The 15,996-nt window shown below is 55.9% G+C and carries 13 protein-coding genes; 10 read left to right on the top strand and 3 right to left on the bottom strand.

From position 1 onward, the window contains the following. Window positions 1-237: 237 nt before the first annotated feature. The 3 genes from ACR0CE_RS16640 to ACR0CE_RS16630 all read right to left on the bottom strand — a co-directional run bounded on the left by ACR0CE_RS16640 (window position 238) and on the right by ACR0CE_RS16630 (window position 4,556). Complete coding sequence (locus tag ACR0CE_RS16640) at window positions 238-2,451, bottom strand: NADP-dependent isocitrate dehydrogenase (RefSeq protein WP_480833231.1); 2,214 nt, start codon at window positions 2,449-2,451, stop codon at window positions 238-240. Window positions 2,452-2,694: 243 nt separating this feature from the next. Next, complete coding sequence (locus ACR0CE_RS16635; protein ID WP_480487401.1) at window positions 2,695-3,753, bottom strand: ABC transporter ATP-binding protein; 1,059 nt, start codon at window positions 3,751-3,753, stop codon at window positions 2,695-2,697. Next, window positions 3,750-4,556 carry an IclR family transcriptional regulator gene (locus tag ACR0CE_RS16630; protein ID WP_480833230.1) on the bottom strand — a complete coding sequence of 269 codons (807 nt, stop codon included), beginning with the start codon at window positions 4,554-4,556 and terminating at the stop codon, window positions 3,750-3,752. Before ACR0CE_RS16630 ends, ACR0CE_RS16635 begins: the two co-directional genes overlap by 4 nt. Before the next feature lie 140 nt (window positions 4,557-4,696). On the opposite strand from ACR0CE_RS16630, the gene ACR0CE_RS16625 reads away from it, so the two are divergent. From ACR0CE_RS16625 to ACR0CE_RS16580, 10 genes are all read left to right on the top strand, one after another. Then, window positions 4,697-5,956 carry an ABC transporter substrate-binding protein gene (locus ACR0CE_RS16625; protein WP_480833229.1) on the top strand — a complete coding sequence of 420 codons (1,260 nt, stop codon included), beginning with the start codon at window positions 4,697-4,699 and terminating at the stop codon, window positions 5,954-5,956. A gap of 93 nt (window positions 5,957-6,049) precedes the next feature. After that, on the top strand, window positions 6,050-6,976 hold the full coding sequence (locus tag ACR0CE_RS16620; RefSeq protein ID WP_480833228.1) for a carbohydrate ABC transporter permease: 927 nt from the start codon (window positions 6,050-6,052) through the stop codon (window positions 6,974-6,976). A gap of 1 nt (window position 6,977) precedes the next feature. After that, the gene (locus ACR0CE_RS16615) at window positions 6,978-7,826 is read left to right on the top strand and encodes a carbohydrate ABC transporter permease (RefSeq protein WP_480483663.1); all 849 of its coding nucleotides are present in this window, start codon (window positions 6,978-6,980) and stop codon (window positions 7,824-7,826) included. Then, a complete protein-coding gene (gene melA, locus ACR0CE_RS16610) occupies window positions 7,823-9,163 on the top strand; it encodes an alpha-galactosidase (protein WP_480833227.1) in 1,341 nt (446 codons plus the stop codon). The genes ACR0CE_RS16615 and melA overlap by 4 nt, the downstream gene beginning before the upstream one ends. A gap of 58 nt (window positions 9,164-9,221) precedes the next feature. Beyond that, entirely contained in the window at window positions 9,222-10,928 is a 1,707-nt protein-coding gene (locus ACR0CE_RS16605; RefSeq protein WP_480507006.1) for an IlvD/Edd family dehydratase, read from the top strand. Further along, complete coding sequence (locus ACR0CE_RS16600) at window positions 10,928-11,692, top strand: SDR family NAD(P)-dependent oxidoreductase (protein ID WP_480833226.1); 765 nt, start codon at window positions 10,928-10,930, stop codon at window positions 11,690-11,692. Before ACR0CE_RS16605 ends, ACR0CE_RS16600 begins: the two co-directional genes overlap by 1 nt. A gap of 4 nt (window positions 11,693-11,696) precedes the next feature. Further along, the gene (locus tag ACR0CE_RS16595; RefSeq protein WP_480833225.1) at window positions 11,697-12,590 is read left to right on the top strand and encodes a 2-dehydro-3-deoxygalactonokinase; all 894 of its coding nucleotides are present in this window, start codon (window positions 11,697-11,699) and stop codon (window positions 12,588-12,590) included. Then, entirely contained in the window at window positions 12,587-13,192 is a 606-nt protein-coding gene (locus ACR0CE_RS16590; RefSeq protein WP_480833224.1) for a 2-dehydro-3-deoxy-6-phosphogalactonate aldolase, read from the top strand. Before ACR0CE_RS16595 ends, ACR0CE_RS16590 begins: the two co-directional genes overlap by 4 nt. After that, window positions 13,189-14,049, top strand: a complete 861-nt coding sequence (locus ACR0CE_RS16585) for an SMP-30/gluconolactonase/LRE family protein (RefSeq protein ID WP_480833223.1) — start codon at window positions 13,189-13,191, stop codon at window positions 14,047-14,049. The genes ACR0CE_RS16590 and ACR0CE_RS16585 overlap by 4 nt, the downstream gene beginning before the upstream one ends. Beyond that, window positions 14,046-15,962, top strand: coding sequence for a beta-galactosidase (locus ACR0CE_RS16580; protein WP_480833222.1), 1,917 nt, complete (start codon window positions 14,046-14,048; stop codon window positions 15,960-15,962). Before ACR0CE_RS16585 ends, ACR0CE_RS16580 begins: the two co-directional genes overlap by 4 nt. Window positions 15,963-15,996 lie beyond the last annotated feature (34 nt).

Below are 15,996 nucleotides of genomic sequence, written 5' to 3'. Positions count from 1 at the left end.
GGCATCACCAGTGAAATTCTCTGTTACCCAAGGTTTAAAGCAGTCAGCGCTGCCGTGCTATTAGGGGAATCCCGTAAGTACAAACAAACTCATTGTAAAGTATTGTAAATGCGTAATACTTTTCTCGACCCTACTTTCCGTAACAATGACCGCGATACAAAAAAGGGACCGCACAATTGTGCCGGTCCCTTTCTGCTTTTTGAACAGGCAAAGGATCACCTGTTTTGCCGTTAGCGATTAGCCGATGATTGTGTTCAACGTTGTGCTGGGCCGCATAACCGCTGCCGTTTTGGCTGGGTCGGTGTGATAGTAACCTCCCAAATCCGCAGCTTTACCTTGCGCTGCGGCCAACTCGGACAGGATTTGCGCTTCATTGGCGGCCAGATCCTTGGCCAATGATTCAAACTCGGCAGCCAGTTCCGCATCTTCGGACTGGGCGGCCAAAGCCTCAGCCCAGTAGCGTGCAAACCAATAGTGGCTGTCGCGGTTATCCGGCTGACCAACTTTGCGGCTGGGTGAGCGGTTGTTGTCCAAAATACCCTGCGTCGCTGCTTCGGCCGCCGCACCCAGAATGCCCGCTTTCTCGTTGCCTTTGCTGTCAGCAAGGAAGTTCAGCGATTCACCCAACGCACAGAACTCACCCATCGAGTCCCAGCGCAGGTGATTTTCTTCGACCAACTGCTGCACATGTTTGGGCGCCGAGCCACCGGCACCGGTTTCGAACAAACCACCGCCGTTCATCAGTTTGACGATGGAGAGCATCTTGGCCGAAGTACCAAGCTCCAGGATAGGGAACAGGTCAGTCAAATAATCCCGCAGCACGTTGCCGGTGATAGCAATCGAGTCATTACCTGCTGTGATCGTCTCCAACGACTGACGGGTCGCTTCACGCGGGGCCATGATCAGGAACTTGTCGGCCACGCCAGCAGCCTCAAGCGCCGGTTTGACATATTTGATAAGCTCCGCGTCATGGGCCCGGTTTGCGTCCAACCAGAAAATCGCCTCGGAACCGGTCAGACGCTGACGGTCCATGGCCAGCTGAATCCAGTTCTCGATCGGCGCTTTTTTGACAGTGCAGGCGCGCCAGATATCGCCGGCCTCGACACTATGGCTGTGCAACGTTTCGCCATTGGCCAGAACGATGCGGATTGTACCATCGGCCGGCGCCTCGAAAGTTGTCGGGTGCGAACCGTATTCCTCGGCTTTCTGAGCCATCAGGCCCACGTTCGCCACGGCTCCGGCAGTGGTTGGGTTCAACGCGCCATTGGCTTTGAAGAACTTGATCGCCTCATCATAGACGGTCGCGTAGCACCGATCTGGGATCACACAGTTGGTGTCACCTTTGGCACCCGTCTGGTCCCAGCCCTTGCCCCCGGCACGGATCACAGCGGGCATTGAGGCATCAATGATCACATCCGATGGGACATGCAGGTTCGTGATCCCGCGGTCCGAATCCACCATATACATGGACGGCCGGTCCGCCTTGAGCGCGTCGATGGCAGCCATGATGTCGGCGTGACCCTGTACGCGCTCCAGCAATGCACCCAGGCCTGAATTTGGGTTCACACCCAACGCATCCAGTTCCGCGCCGAATTTTTCAAACACGGGGGCCAGCCACGCTTTGACCGCATAGCCAAAGATGATCGGGTCTGAAACCTTCATCATCGTGGCTTTCATATGCAGCGAGAACATGGTCCCGTCTTTTTTGGTATCCTCAATGGCATCTGCAAGGAACGCAGACAGTGCCTTGACCGACATGAAAGTCGCGTCGGCTATGGTTCCTTCTTCCAGCGACCAGCCGTCTTTCAGAACGGTGACGTCACCATCCTTGCCCACAAATTCAATTTTAGCATCGCCCGCTTGTGTCGCGGTGATTGTGGCCGAAATCTCGTTTGCATAGAAATCATTGGCCGGCATGGACGACACTTTGGTCTTGCTGTCCGACGCCCAATCGCCCATCGAATGCGGGTTGTTCTGAGCATAGTTTTTCACGGCACGCGCCGCACGGCGGTCGCTGTTCCCTTCGCGCAGAACCGGGTTAACAGCGGAACCTTTGATCGCGTCATAACGGGCGCGGATCGCCTTTTCCTCATCCGTTGCAGGCTCTGCCGGGTAAGTTGGAATGTCGTAACCCTGCGATTGCAGTTCTTCGATGGCCGCAACCAACTGAGGAACCGAGGCAGAGATATTCGGCAGCTTGATGACATTGGCATCACGTGTCTTCACCAACTCGCCCAAATCAGCCAGATCGTCACTTACACGCTGATCGTCGGTAAGGTTCTCGGGGAATGCTGCCAGAATACGTCCCGCCAGAGAAATATCTTTGGTGCCAACGCGGACGCCCGCAGCAGATGCGAACTTGCGGATGATGGGCAGGAACGAAGCACTGGCCAGCTCTGGCGCTTCGTCTACAATGGTATACAATATGTCGAAGTTCGATTTATCTGCCATATTCTTTTACCTTTTTTAAGCCTTTCGGGGCGTGCGATCCAAGAGTTGCAACCACAATTGCGTGGCGTGAGAGGGGCTAAACCACGATACAGCCCCTGGGTGACTCTGTTTTGACAGGGCTTCCCTTAAATCACGTTTGACTTGGAATCAATCGCATCTGCCCGCGCGTTTTGCCACGGGTCAGATAAAGTGTCGTGTAACTCTTGGGACGGGTAAGACTGTCCATGGGCTGGAAGGTCGTGACTAACGATACCGTTGCCCGGTCTCTGGATCAAAAAACATCACACGATCTGGCTGTATGGCGATGCCGATCCGATCCCCGGTTCTGCTTCGTTGGTCGTCCCGTTCCTCAATGATCAGCTTATCACCATTTGGCGTCCGTAGATATGAATAGGAAACGCCGCCCAAGGCTTCGGTCAGGTCCACGGTGCAAGTATCGGCCGAACGGTCAATCTGAATATGTTCGGGCCGCATGCCCAATATCACCTTGGTCCGACCGGAGGGGATAGTCGCAGAAACGGGCAACGGCTTGCCTAGCGCGGGATGGGAGACATGGCCATCCCCATAGTCACATTCCAGAAAGTTCATTGCAGGCGAACCGATGAAGCCTGCGACAAACCGGTTGTCGGGATCACGGTACAAATCCATCGGAGCCCCAACCTGTTCAATGCGACCATCCCGCAGCACGACGATCTTGTCGGCCATGGTCATGGCTTCGACCTGATCATGGGTCACGTAAATCATTGTCGCGCCGATTTCCTGATGAAGACGCGCGATCTCAACACGCATTTCCACGCGCAACTCGGCGTCCAGATTGGACAAGGGTTCGTCAAACAGGAAAACGTCTGGGCCGCGAACGATGGCACGGCCAATCGCAACCCGCTGCCGTTGACCACCCGACAGAGCCTTGGGTTTGCGTTTGAGGTACTGGTCAAGCTTCAGAATGTTCGAGGCTTCCTGCACTTTTCTGGTGATCTCGGCCTTTGGGACACCGTTCATGCGCAGCCCAAAGCCCATATTTTCCGCCACGGTCATATGCGGATAAAGCGCATAGGTCTGGAACACCATCGCCACACCACGTTTGGCCGGGTCCATGTGGGTTACGTCTCGCACCCCAATGTGAATCTCGCCTTCCGACGTTTCTTCCAAACCCGCGATCATCCGAAGCAATGTGGATTTGCCACATCCCGAAGGGCCAACGAAAACACAGAACTCACCATCTTCGATCTGCAAGTCGATGCCGTGAATGACTTGCGTCTGGCCGTACCGCTTGATTGCCTGATTCAGGGTTACACCTGTCATGTCGCTTGCTTCCTGTCATTGCCGAGGTCTGGTCGCGTTTCAGGGAAACGCCATGCCTGTGCCTCGGTGCTGATTTGTTCAGCCACCCGCCGCACTCGAGGCACCCATGCCTCGAGTTGTTCAAAATCCATTCGTTGGGTCGAGCCGGTTACCGAGATTGCGCCCAGGACCCGACCGTTTGTTGTCAGAATGGGGCAAGCAACGCAGATAATTCCGGGTTCATGTTCTTCGTCATCAACGGCAAAACCCTTGCTGCGAATTCGATCAAGATCCGTGCGCAGGTCATTGCCGGACGTCAGAGTCTTGTCGGTAAAGCGGTGAAAACTCTGCTGCGAAATTGCCCGATTAAGGTCACTTTCATTCAGAAAGGCAAGCATCGCCTTGCCAACACCCGTGCAATATGCCGGGCCCACCTTACCCGCCTGGGAATACATCTCGATCGGTTGCGCCGCGTTGCGTTTGTCTACGTAAAGAACCTGACCAGCATCGAGCTGCGCCAAATGCACGGTCTCTCCGGTTTCCTGGCTTAGAATATCGAGAAACGGACGTGCGATAGGGGCCAGTGAGCTTTGGGTCCAGGCTGCATGCGCAAGTCGTACCAAACGCATACCCGGCGCGTAGGTTTGGCGCTCGGGGTCGTAACATAGCATTCCCTGATTGGTTAACGATTGCAAAAACCGATACAATGTTGCTTTCGGAAAACCGCTGCCGTCCAGCAACTCCGAAAATCGCACAGGGCGCTGAAATGCGGCGACCTGATCCAGCACGTCACATGCTTTGCCAATAGTTCCGTCACCTGACACGGGCGTCCGTTCTCCTCCGCTTGCCCATCGCAGTTCGCACGAGGGTCTTGACAAGACTAACCGAGTCGATGTGTAGTTTTCAATATATAAAACATAGTTTCATTATTTGGAACTTGTGTGGAAACAACAGGGAGGAAACCATGTATTCCACTTTCAAGCGCACAACCGCTGCGCTGGCACTTGGCGTTGCTGTGGCGGCACCGGCAGCTGCCGACCTGACCGGAGAACTTCGGATTTTTCTGGACACGTCGAACCCGGCCCCGCGCGCAACGATGGAAGCGATGATCGAGCGGTTTGCAGCGCAGCACCCCGGCTTGGAAATTGAAACCACGGTTATCGACCGCGAGGCGTATAAGACCCAGATCCGCAACTTTCTGACGGCCGACACACCTGACGTGGCCACTTGGTACGCCGCCAACCGAATGAAACCATATGTCGAGGCCGGTCTGTTCGAAGACGTCTCGGATCTTTGGTCGGAACCTGAAATCGCCGAAAACCTGGCATCAACCAAAGGCGCGATGACCATCGACGGCAAACAATGGGGCGTGCCCTATACCTACTACCAGTGGGGCGTTTACTACCGCAAAGACATCTTTGATGAGCTGGGCCTGAGCGAACCGACCACTTGGGAAGAAGAGCTGGCAAATTGCCAGAAGATCGTCGATTCAGGTCGCGCTTGCTATACCATCGGGACCAAGTTCCTTTGGACCGCTGGCGGTTGGTTCGACTACCTGAACATGCGCACCAACGGGTTTGATTTCCACAACCAACTGGCAAATGGTGAAATCAGCTGGGAAGATGACCGGGTCAAGCAGACCTTTGCCAACTGGAAGCAGCTGATCGATATGGGGGCCTTCATTGATAACCATCAGACCTATAGCTGGCAGGAGGCTTTGCCGTTCATGGTCAATGGAGAAGCCGCCGCGTATCTGATGGGCAACTTCGCAGTCGCGCCCTTGCGTGAAGCAGGGCTGACCGATGATCAGCTGGATTTCTACCAATTCGTGTCAATCAACCCTGATGTCGAACTGGCTGAAGACGCGCCGACCGATACATTCCATATCCCGGCGAATGCCTCGAACAAAGAAGCAGCGCGTGAATTCCTGCGCTTTGTTGTCTCGTCGGATGAACAGACTGAGATCAACAACGGATCGAACCTCGGTCAGTTGCCGGTGAACGCGCAATCTTCGGTGGATGATGACAAGTTCCTGCAACAGGGCTTTTCGATGCTCTCGACCAACAGCCCCGGCGGAGTGGCCCAGTTCTGGGACCGCGACGCACCGGCTGAAATGGCCAAAGTGTCAATGGAAGGTTTCCAGGAATTCATGGTTAAACCAGACAATGCTGACCGTATTCTGGCCAAGTTGGAACGCGCGCGAGAGCGTATCTACGACAACTGATCAGGCTTGGGCCGGGCTGAAGCCCGGCCTACTTGACCCGCTTTGTTGGGCAGGTTTCAGCCCGCCTTCACCTCAAGAAAACCCGGGACACCCATGACCTCTGCCGCCGACGCCCCTGAACAGGAAAGCTGGTTCCACAGAAACCAACAGCGCATCGCGCCGTGGCTATTTCTGGCTCCGGGCCTGCTGTTCTTCATGGTCTACGTGATCATTCCGGTCTTCCAATCCTTCAACCTGTCACTTTACGAGTGGGATGGGTTGGGTGCCGCCGAATATGTGGGCATGCGCAACTATGAAGATTTGTATTGGGAATGGGTTGACCGGGACGCATTCTATACCTCGCTCAAAAACAATCTGATCTGGCTGATCCTGTACCTTCTGGCCATTCCGGCGGGCCTGTTCATTGCCTTGTTTCTGAACCAGACAGTCTGGGGTATCCGCCTCTACAAATCGCTGTTCTTCTTTCCATTTGTCATTTCTCAGGTTGTCGTTGGCCTCGTATTCACGTGGTTTTACGACCCGACTTTTGGTCTTCTGAATGAGCTTCTTGGCTTATTTGGAATGGGCCCCTTGAATGTGTTGGGCGACGAACGTTTGGTCACCTACGGCATCATCGTCGCGGGCCTTTGGCCGCAAACCGCCTATTGCATGATCCTCTACCTCACCGGTCTGAATGCCGTCGACCCCGAACAGATCGAAGCCGGGCGCCTGGACGGTGCCAAAGGCTTGAGAATGCTGTGGCACATCATTCTGCCGCAGTTGCGCCCGGCGACTTTCATTGCATTCGTCGTGACAATCATCGGAGCGCTGCGCAGTTTCGACCTGATCTCAATCATGACACAGGGCGGGCCGTTCGGATCCTCCCGTGTGCTGGCCTATTACATGTTCGAGGTCGCCCTGTCCGAATACGGTTTCCGCATGGGGTATGGCGCGGCAATCGCTGTGGTGCTGTTCCTGATCATGCTCTGCTTCATCGCCTATTTCCTCTGGTCGATGTATCGCGAAGAAAGGGAGCACTGAGATGTTTCCCAAACCCATCGAAAAACAACCTCGCGCCGCGCAGATCACCTATCAGGCGATGCTGCCACTTGCATTGTTGCTGTGGCTGGGGCCCCTGCTGGCGGTGGCTCTGTTTTCGGTCAAACCAGCGGCGGATTTCACCAACGCCAACTATTGGGGCTTGCCATCCAGTTTTGAAGGTGCAGTCAATTACGGGCTGGTGTTCTTCAACTCGGACATGCCGCGATATTTGCTGAACTCTTTCATGATCACCATTCCTACGGTAATCGGTGCCGTTGCTCTCAGTTCCATGACCGGCTTTGCACTGGGTATTTACAAATTCAAATCGAACCTATGGATTTTCTTCATGTTCGTAGCCGGCAATTTCGTGCCATTCCAGATCCTGATGGTGCCTGTGCGCGACCTGACACTGGATTTAGGCCTCTACAACACAAAAACCGGCCTCGTCTTGTTCCACATCGCCTTCCAGACCGGCTTTTGCACATTGTTCATGCGCAACTTTATCCGGGCCCTGCCCTTTGAATTAATCGAGGCCGCGCGGGTCGAGGGTATCAGCGAATGGCGCATCTTCTGGTACGTGGTTCTGCCGTTGATGAAACCTGCAATAGCCGCGCTCAGCGTGCTGATCTTCACTTTCATCTGGAACGATTATTTCTGGGCGGTCGTCCTGACACAGGGCGCGGAAAGCCAGCCTGTCACAGCAGGCATCACCAGTTTCAACGCCCAGTTCCGTGCCGCCTACCAACTAATGAGCGCGGGCTCGATCGTAGCAGCGCTGCCACCGGTTGCCATGTTCTTCCTGATGCAAAAGCACTTTATCGCGGGCCTGACCCTCGGAGCTGTAAAATGACAAAGATAACATTCATCGGAGCAGGTTCCACGATCTTTATGCAGAACATCGTGGGGGATGCTCTGTTAACGCCTGCTCTGGCAGACAGTCATTTTGCGCTGATGGATATCGACCCCGTACGCCTGATGGAAAGCGAAGCTGTAGCCCGCGCCTTGATCCGTTCCGTCCGGTCAAACGCGACAGTATCCACACATACAGATCGACGCGCGGCACTTGATGGTGCCGATTTCGTTATCACTGCCTTTCAGATTGGCGGGTACCAGCCTTGCACCGTCACAGATTTTGAGATCCCCAAGCAATACGGGCTGCGCCAGACCATCGCCGATACGCTGGGCGTAGGTGGCATCATGCGGGGGTTACGCACTGTGCCGGTCTTGTGTGACGTGGCGCATGACATGATGCAGCTATGCCCTGATGCAACACTGCTGCAATACGTCAATCCGATGGCCATCAACACCTGGGCACTGGCCGAGAAATACCCATCATTGAAGCAGGTCGGCCTGTGCCACTCGGTTCAGAACACGGTCGCGGAACTGGCACATGATCTGGACCTGCCAAAAGACGACATTCGCTACAAGGTGGCGGGCGTCAATCACGTCGCCTTCTTCCTGCGGCTTGAGCATCAGGGACAAGATTTATACCCCGCCCTTCGGCAAGGTTATGTCAGCGGCAGGATCCCCAAGGCGCCACTGCTGATGCCGCGCTGCCCCAACAAGGTGCGCTACGAAGTGATGGATCACCTTGGCTATTTCTGCACCGAAAGTTCTGAGCATTTGGCAGAATACGTGCCATGGTTCATCAAAGACGGGCGGGCGGACCTGATCGAGAAATTCTCAATCCCACTGGATGAATACCCGACCCGCTGTGTGGAACAGATGAGCAACTGGAAACAGCAGGCCAAAACCTTGACTGACGGGCGCGACATAGCGGTCACTCGCAGCCACGAGTTTGCGGCAGACATAATGAACGCAATCATCTCTGACACCGCCTACGTGGCCTATGGCAATCTGCCAAACACCGGCCAGATACCTCAGCTGCCTATGGGGGCTGCTGTCGAAACACCGTGTCTGGTTGATGCAAATGGCATTCAGCCTTCTGTCATCACAGACGTCCCACCGCAGCTGATCACCCTGATGCGTAGCCAGATCAACGTTCAGGAACTCACAGTCAGGGCATTGGTCGACCAGAACCCCGAGCATATCTATCATGCAGCGATGATGGACCCGCACACCGCCGCCGAGCTGGATCTGCGCCAAATTCGAAATCTGGTGAACGACCTACTGTCTGCCCATGTCGACTGGTTGCCGGATTGGTGTCGCCCGCCTCGCGCCGCTTGAATTTCATCTTTTTAGAATTACTCAAATCCTCCCAGATTTCGAAAAGCATCACAGAACAATGTCAAAACGCCGCTCACAGCACTGGTACGGGAAACTCGACAAGGATGGGTTCATCCATCGATCCTGGATGAAAAATCAGGGTTTTCCTGATCACGCCTTCGATGGGCGGCCAATCATCGGAATCTGCAACACATGGTCGGAGCTGACCCCTTGCAATTCCGGCCTGCGCGATCTGGCCGAAGGGGTAAAGCGTGGTGTGTGGGAGGCCGGGGGCTTTCCCGTCGAATTCCCGGTCATGTCGTTGGGCGAAACCCAGATGAAACCCACAGCCATGCTGTTTCGCAATCTTCTGGCCATGGATGTCGAAGAGTCGATCCGCGCATATGGCATTGATGGTGTGGTTCTGCTGGGCGGGTGCGACAAGACCACGCCGGGCCAACTGATGGGCGCGGCATCGGTCGATCTGCCGTCGATCGTTGTCAGCTCCGGCCCTATGCTGAATGGAAAATATCGCGGTCAGGATATTGGCTCAGGAACAGATGTTTGGAAGTTTTCCGAAGCTGTGCGCGCCGGAGAGATGACCCTTCAGCAGTTCATGAGCGCCGAATCCGGGATGTCCCGCAGTGCCGGGGTTTGCATGACCATGGGGACAGCCAGCACCATGGCGTCTCTGGTCGAAGCGATGGGCATGAGCCTGCCCACCAATGCCGCCCTGCCCGCCGTTGACGCCCGCCGCATGGCCCTCGCCCATTTGACTGGCAAGCGGATTGTCGAAATGGTCGACGAAGACCTGAAACCATCGGACATTTTGACCAGAGAAGCCTTCGAGAATGCAATCCTCGCCAATGCGGCCGTTGGGGGATCGACCAATGCCGTTGTGCATCTACTGGCGCTCGCAGGTCGCGTGGGCGTTGACCTGACGCTCAAGGACTTTGAAATCGGATCAGAGATTCCCCTTCTGGTGAACTGCATGCCCTCGGGCACATACCTGATGGAAGATTTCTGTTACGCTGGCGGTGTTCCGGCTGTGTTGAGCGAACTCAAACCTTTCCTGCGCCCGGCCAGAACGGTTCTGAACAAGGACATCTCGGCCCATTTCGAAGGTGCCGAATGTTTCAACCGCGACGTCATCCGCCCTTTCAACGATCCGGTGAAGCCCGCTGCTGGCCTTCGTGTTTTGCGCGGCAATCTTGCGCCCAACGGAGCCATCGTCAAACCTTCTGCCGCAACAGATGCCCTTCTTGAAACCGAGGGTGAGGCGTTCGTTTTCGAAAACATCGAAGACCTGAAAGCCAATATCGACCGGGATGATCTGCCGGTCACACCCAAAAGCATTCTGGTGCTCAAGGGATGTGGACCCAAGGGTTATCCCGGGATGCCCGAGGTGGGAAACATGCCGATTCCGGCCAGATTGGTGAAGGAAGGCGTTCGCGACATGATCCGTATCTCGGATGCCCGTATGTCCGGCACCGCCTATGGCACCGTCATCCTGCATGTCAGCCCTGAGGCACAGGCGGGTGGCACGCTTGCGTTGGTGAAAACCGGCGACCGCATCCGCGTATCTGCCAGCGCCGGCAAGCTTGAACTGTTGGTGGACGAAAAAGAATTGGACGCGCGCCGAGCCCAATGGAACCCAGACAAGCCACATTATTCCCGCGGGTATGCCAAACTTTATGTCGATCACGTGTTGCAGGCCGATCAAGGGGCCGATCTGGATTTCCTCGTCGGCAAAGACACCCGCCTTGTGACCAGAGAGAGCCACTGATGACCCAACCAGCGACATTTCATGACTTGAACGGGTCATCCGTCTATATCACCGGCGGAGGCTCGGGCGTGGGCGCAGCATTGACGGATGGGTTTCTGGCTCAGGGGGCCAATGTGGCTTTTATCGGCAGATCGGATGCCAGCGGTTTTGTCGAAGAGATGCGCGACAAACACGGCCGCGCACCTCTGTTCATGCAGGGTGACATGACCGACACCCAGCTTCTTCACACGACAATGGCCAAAGCCGCCAAAGCCCACGGCCCCCTGAACGTTTTGGTTAACAACGCGGCCAATGACCAACGCCATACACTTGAGGAAACCACGACCGAGTTCTGGGACTGGATGATCGAGGTAAACCTGAAAGCCTATTATTTCGCCTGTCAGGAAGCGGCCCGGCAAATGAAAGAAGGCGGCGTTATCATCAACTTCAGTTCGATCAGCTACATGATGGGCAATGCAGGCTATCCGATCTATACGACGTCAAATGCGGGCATTACAGGGATGACTCGGTCTTTGGCCCGCGAACTGGGACCAAAGAACATACGTGTGAATGCGCTGGCTCCCGGTTGGGTCTTGACGCAAAAACAACTGGATATGTGGGCGACGCCCGAAGATTTGGCCGCGCATTTGGATCGACAATGCCTGAAAGAACATTTGACGCCCGAAGACATGGTTGCACCGACATTGTTTCTTGCATCCAACGCCAGCCGGGCGATGACCGGTCAGTGTATGGCGGTTGATGGCGGCGTCGTGGTTTCAGGGTGACACAATGAATACTGAATGGATCGCCGCCGATTGGGGCACATCTCACCTGCGGGTCTGGGCCATGCAGGGGGCAACGGTGCTGGACTGCGCGAAGTCCGACAATGGTATGGCACGTATCGGAACCGGCAGGTTCCAGACCGCCCTGATGGAACTTGTTGAAAACTGGCTGAAGGATGGCCCCATCGATGTGATCGCCTGCGGTATGGTCGGTGCACGCCAAGGCTGGGTCGAAGCACCTTATTCTACCGTTCCGTCGCAGCCCTTGCCGCAAGTACCGGTCCGTGTTCCCAGCACAGACCCGCGCATCCGGGCCTTCGTCATACCCGGATTAAAGCAATTGACCCCGCCGGATGTGATGCGGGGCGAAGAAACTCAGATCGCGGGATTTTTGGGAACTCGCCAGAACTGGGATGGTGTCCTCTGCCTTCCAGGAACCCATACGAAATGGGTTCAGGTCAGCGCAGGTGAAATCGTGAGCTTTCGGACGCTCATGACCGGAGAACTTTTTGATTTGTTAAGTGCGCAATCTGTGCTGCGGCATTCGATAGGCGAAGGATGGGATGAAAATACCTTTACCGACGCTGTGGCGGATACGTTGTCCAAACCCGAACAGTTGGCTGCACGCCTGTTCGGCTTGCGGGCTGCAGACCTGCTGCACGATCAGGACAAAGACATCGCGCGCGCACGGCTGTCCGGACTGCTTATCGGTGCTGAATTGGCCGCCACTCGTCCATATTGGCTGGGCCAACAACTGGCTATCATTGGCGCAGATGCCGTATCGCGGGTCTATGCGGCAGCGCTAAGACAACAGGGCGCTTTTGTTGAGACTGCAAACGCCACCGAAGCAACGCTGGCCGGGCTGGCACTGGCGCGCAACATGACAAGGCAAATCGCATGAGCCGCCCCATCATCGCCATTCTGCGTGGTCTGCAACCACAAGAAGCCGAGGCGGTTGGCAGAGTTATCATCGATGCAGGGATCGACCGGATCGAAGTTCCACTCAATTCGCCTGATCCGCTCGACAGCATTTCCATTCTGGCCGAAGCTTTCGAAGATCGCGCCCTGATTGGCGCTGGTACTGTACTAACGGTTGATCAGGTGGACGCAGTTCGGAATGCCGGCGGCAAGTTGATCGTGTCACCCAATTATGATGCTGATGTGATCAAACGGTCTGTGGCGTTGGGGATGCAAAGCTGGCCGGGCGTTTACACGCCGACCGAAGCCTTTGCCGCTCTCAAAGCAGGGGCCACAGGATTAAAGCTGTTTCCTGGTGTCATGGCTGGCCCTTTAGGGCTCGCAGCACTTCGCCCCGTCTTGCCCAAGGACACACGCGTCTTTGCCGTCGGCGGTGCCGGGCCCGAAAATTTCGACCAATGGATCAAAGCTGGTGCCGATGGATTCGGGATTGGATCAGCGCTGTACAAACCTGGCATGGATACAGTCGAAGTCGCAGAACGCGCGGGGCAAATCGTGGCAGCCTTTGACAAGGCGGCAGGATGAGTACGGTCTTTGACGACCGCCCATGCGCGTTGGGCGAAGGTCCGCTATGGCACCCCGCTCGGCAACAGCTATTCTGGTTCGACATTCTCAACAAACGCCTGATGACGCGCGAAGGCGTAAATCAGATAAGCTGGGATTTCGATGAACATGTCTCTGCCGCTGGCTGGGTGGATCGCGATACACTGCTTTTGGCGTCAGAAACGGGTCTTTGGCAGTTTAACTTGAAGTCCGGGCATCGAGCGCTGGTCACGCCGCTCGAGGCAGACAACCCAATCACCCGCTCGAATGACGGTCGCGCTGATCCCTGGGGCGGTTTCTGGATCGGTACGATGGGCAAACAGGCTGAAGCCGGGGCCGGATCAATCTATCGGTTCTGGAAAGGTACACTCAGATGTCTCGTGTCGGATGTGACGATTTCCAATGCAATCTGTTTTGCCCCGGATCGATCCGTGGCCTATTTCTGTGACACGAAAACGAGGCAGGTCAGGCGCTGGAGCTTGAATGCAGAAAGCGGATGGCCCGAAGGGGAAAGCACGGTATTTTTGGACCTTCACAAAGAAGGCTTGAACCCGGACGGTGCGGTGGTTGATGCCGACGGCAACATCTGGATCGCGCAATGGGGGATTGGACGTGTCGCTGCCTACACACCCAGAGGTCAATTCCTGAAGGCCATTTCCTTCGACGCGTCACATACGTCCTGCCCGGCCTTTGGTGGCGACAGCTTAGGCACGCTGTTCTGCACCTCGGCACGGCAGGGGTTGAGCAACGCGGATATTGAATCCCAACCCACCAACGGCATGACCTTTGCAATGCCAAACGCGGGGCGAGGGCAGGCAGAACACAGGATCATATTATGAAGCCGGAACTTGGTGTGTGTTACTACCCTGAACACTGGCCCGAGGCGATGTGGGCGGAAGATGCCGCGCGCATGGTGGACACCGGCATCTCGTGGGTACGCATAGGAGAGTTCGCCTGGAGCCGGCTGGAGCCCCACCCCGGAACCCTGCAATTCGAATGGCTGGATCGCGCGGTTGAAACACTTGGCGAGGCGGGATTGAAAGTCGTGCTTGGCACACCAACAGCAACGCCACCGCGTTGGATGCTGGACAAACATCCGGACATGCTGGCCGTGGATGCACATGGAAACGTGCGCAAATTCGGGTCACGGCGACATTATTGCTTTAGCCACCAGGGTTATGTCGATGAATGTGTCCGTATCGCAAGGGTCCTGGGGAAGCGCTATGGTCACAACCCGTATGTGGCGGCATGGCAGATCGATAATGAGTATGGGTGTCACGACACAACCGTCAGCTATAGCACCCCGGCTCTGAACGCATTCAGGCGCTGGCTGGCTGTTCAATACAGTTCCATAGAACAGCTGAACAAGGCCTGGGGAAACGTGTTCTGGTCGATGGAGTACCGTAGCTTCGATGAGGTTGATTTACCCAATCAAACTGTAACCGAGCCTAACCCCGCTCATGTACTGGCGTTCCGTCGGTTCAGTTCAGATCAGGTTGTGGCATTCAACAAAGCTCAGGTCGATGTGTTGCGACCTTTGACCGATGCGCCGCTGTTGCACAACTACATGGGCCGTATTCTGGATTTCGACCATTTCGAGGTTGGCGCGGATCTGGATATTGCGACTTGGGACAGTTATCCGATCGGATTTCTATCGGACCGATTGGAAGATGACGAAGCCCACAAGACCGCCTTTCTTCAGCAAGGCGATCCGGACATGCAGGCGTTTCACCATGATCTTTACCGGGCAGTAGGCCGTGGCCGATGGTGGGTGATGGAACAACAACCCGGTCCGGTGAATTGGGCGCCCTATAACCCGGCACCCTTGCCCGGAATGGTGCGGTTGTGGTCGCTTGAGGCTGTCGCCCACGGTGCTGAAGTTGTGAGCTATTTTCGATGGCGGCAAGCCCCCTTTGCGCAGGAACAGATGCACGCGGGTTTGCTGACACCGGACAATCGCCCTGCCCCTGCCTTGCACGAGGCCCGTCAGACAGCGGATGAGCTATCCACATTGGGCGAGGTGCATCAGGCGCAATCCAAAGTTGCCATACTGTTTGATTACCCCTCGGACTGGGCCTGGACATCGCTACCGCAAGGAGCAGGCTTTGATTATTTCCGGTTGGTCCTCTCAGCCTATCGTGCATTGCGCCGTGCGGGGTTGTCGATTGATTTCGTTTCGTCCAATGACCTGTCCGCGCATTATGCACTGATCCTTGCCCCCGGACTGGCAACGATTGACCCGGATTTGGAGCGTAGGTTAACGGACAACTCGGATCTGGCAATCCTCGGCCCGCGCAGCGGCGCAATTACCCGTGATTTCCAGATCCCCGCCGCTGGTAGACCTGGCCTGAAAGGGTTGGACTGCAACGTGGATTTGGTCGAAACACTGCCCCCCGCTGTCAACCGGACGGTCCGAGGCGGCGGCGCGGCACAGCATTGGATTGATCGCCTTTCAGGTTCAGCCGAAGAAACTCTGAGGTTTGATGACGGAGCGCCTGCGCTTATGGCAGGGGACGGGCTTTGGTATCTTGCAGGCTTCCCAAACGAAATATTATGGGATCGAGTCGTCGGCTTGGCTGCGAAAGAAACGGGATTGAGCCTGAAGCCAATGCCGCCAGGACTGCGACTGCGTGAGACAGCCGACCACATGTTCCTGATCAACTATAACGCTGAACCGGTGGTCTGGAACGGGTCTACCATCGGCGGTTGTGATGTGAAAATCCTGAAGCGCAATCTGCCCGGACAGAATTGAATCCTGTCCGGGCAGATGCGTTGGTTGCCGCTTG

This window comes from Ruegeria sp. L11 (assembly GCF_056531755.1).
Note: the sequence above shows the minus strand (reverse complement) of the source record. Positions and strands in the feature narration are given on the sequence as shown.

Excerpts from the sequence above, each read along its gene's own strand:
- ACR0CE_RS16585 (WP_480833223.1), top strand. The coding sequence starts at position 13,189 with ATGAGTACGGTCTTTGACGACCGCCCATGCGCGTTGGGCGAAGGTCCG.
- ACR0CE_RS16625 (WP_480833229.1), top strand. The coding sequence starts at position 4,697 with ATGTATTCCACTTTCAAGCGCACAACCGCTGCGCTGGCACTTGGCGTT.
- ACR0CE_RS16590 (WP_480833224.1), top strand. The coding sequence starts at position 12,587 with ATGAGCCGCCCCATCATCGCCATTCTGCGTGGTCTGCAACCACAAGAA.
- ACR0CE_RS16605 (WP_480507006.1), top strand. The coding sequence starts at position 9,222 with ATGTCAAAACGCCGCTCACAGCACTGGTACGGGAAACTCGACAAGGAT.
- ACR0CE_RS16600 (WP_480833226.1), top strand. The coding sequence starts at position 10,928 with ATGACCCAACCAGCGACATTTCATGACTTGAACGGGTCATCCGTCTAT.
- ACR0CE_RS16615 (WP_480483663.1), top strand. The coding sequence starts at position 6,978 with ATGTTTCCCAAACCCATCGAAAAACAACCTCGCGCCGCGCAGATCACC.
- ACR0CE_RS16640 (WP_480833231.1), bottom strand. The coding sequence starts at position 2,451 with ATGGCAGATAAATCGAACTTCGACATATTGTATACCATTGTAGACGAA.
- ACR0CE_RS16620 (WP_480833228.1), top strand. The coding sequence starts at position 6,050 with ATGACCTCTGCCGCCGACGCCCCTGAACAGGAAAGCTGGTTCCACAGA.
- melA (WP_480833227.1), top strand. The coding sequence starts at position 7,823 with ATGACAAAGATAACATTCATCGGAGCAGGTTCCACGATCTTTATGCAG.
- ACR0CE_RS16635 (WP_480487401.1), bottom strand. The coding sequence starts at position 3,753 with ATGACAGGTGTAACCCTGAATCAGGCAATCAAGCGGTACGGCCAGACG.
- ACR0CE_RS16595 (WP_480833225.1), top strand. The coding sequence starts at position 11,697 with ATGAATACTGAATGGATCGCCGCCGATTGGGGCACATCTCACCTGCGG.
- ACR0CE_RS16580 (WP_480833222.1), top strand. The coding sequence starts at position 14,046 with ATGAAGCCGGAACTTGGTGTGTGTTACTACCCTGAACACTGGCCCGAG.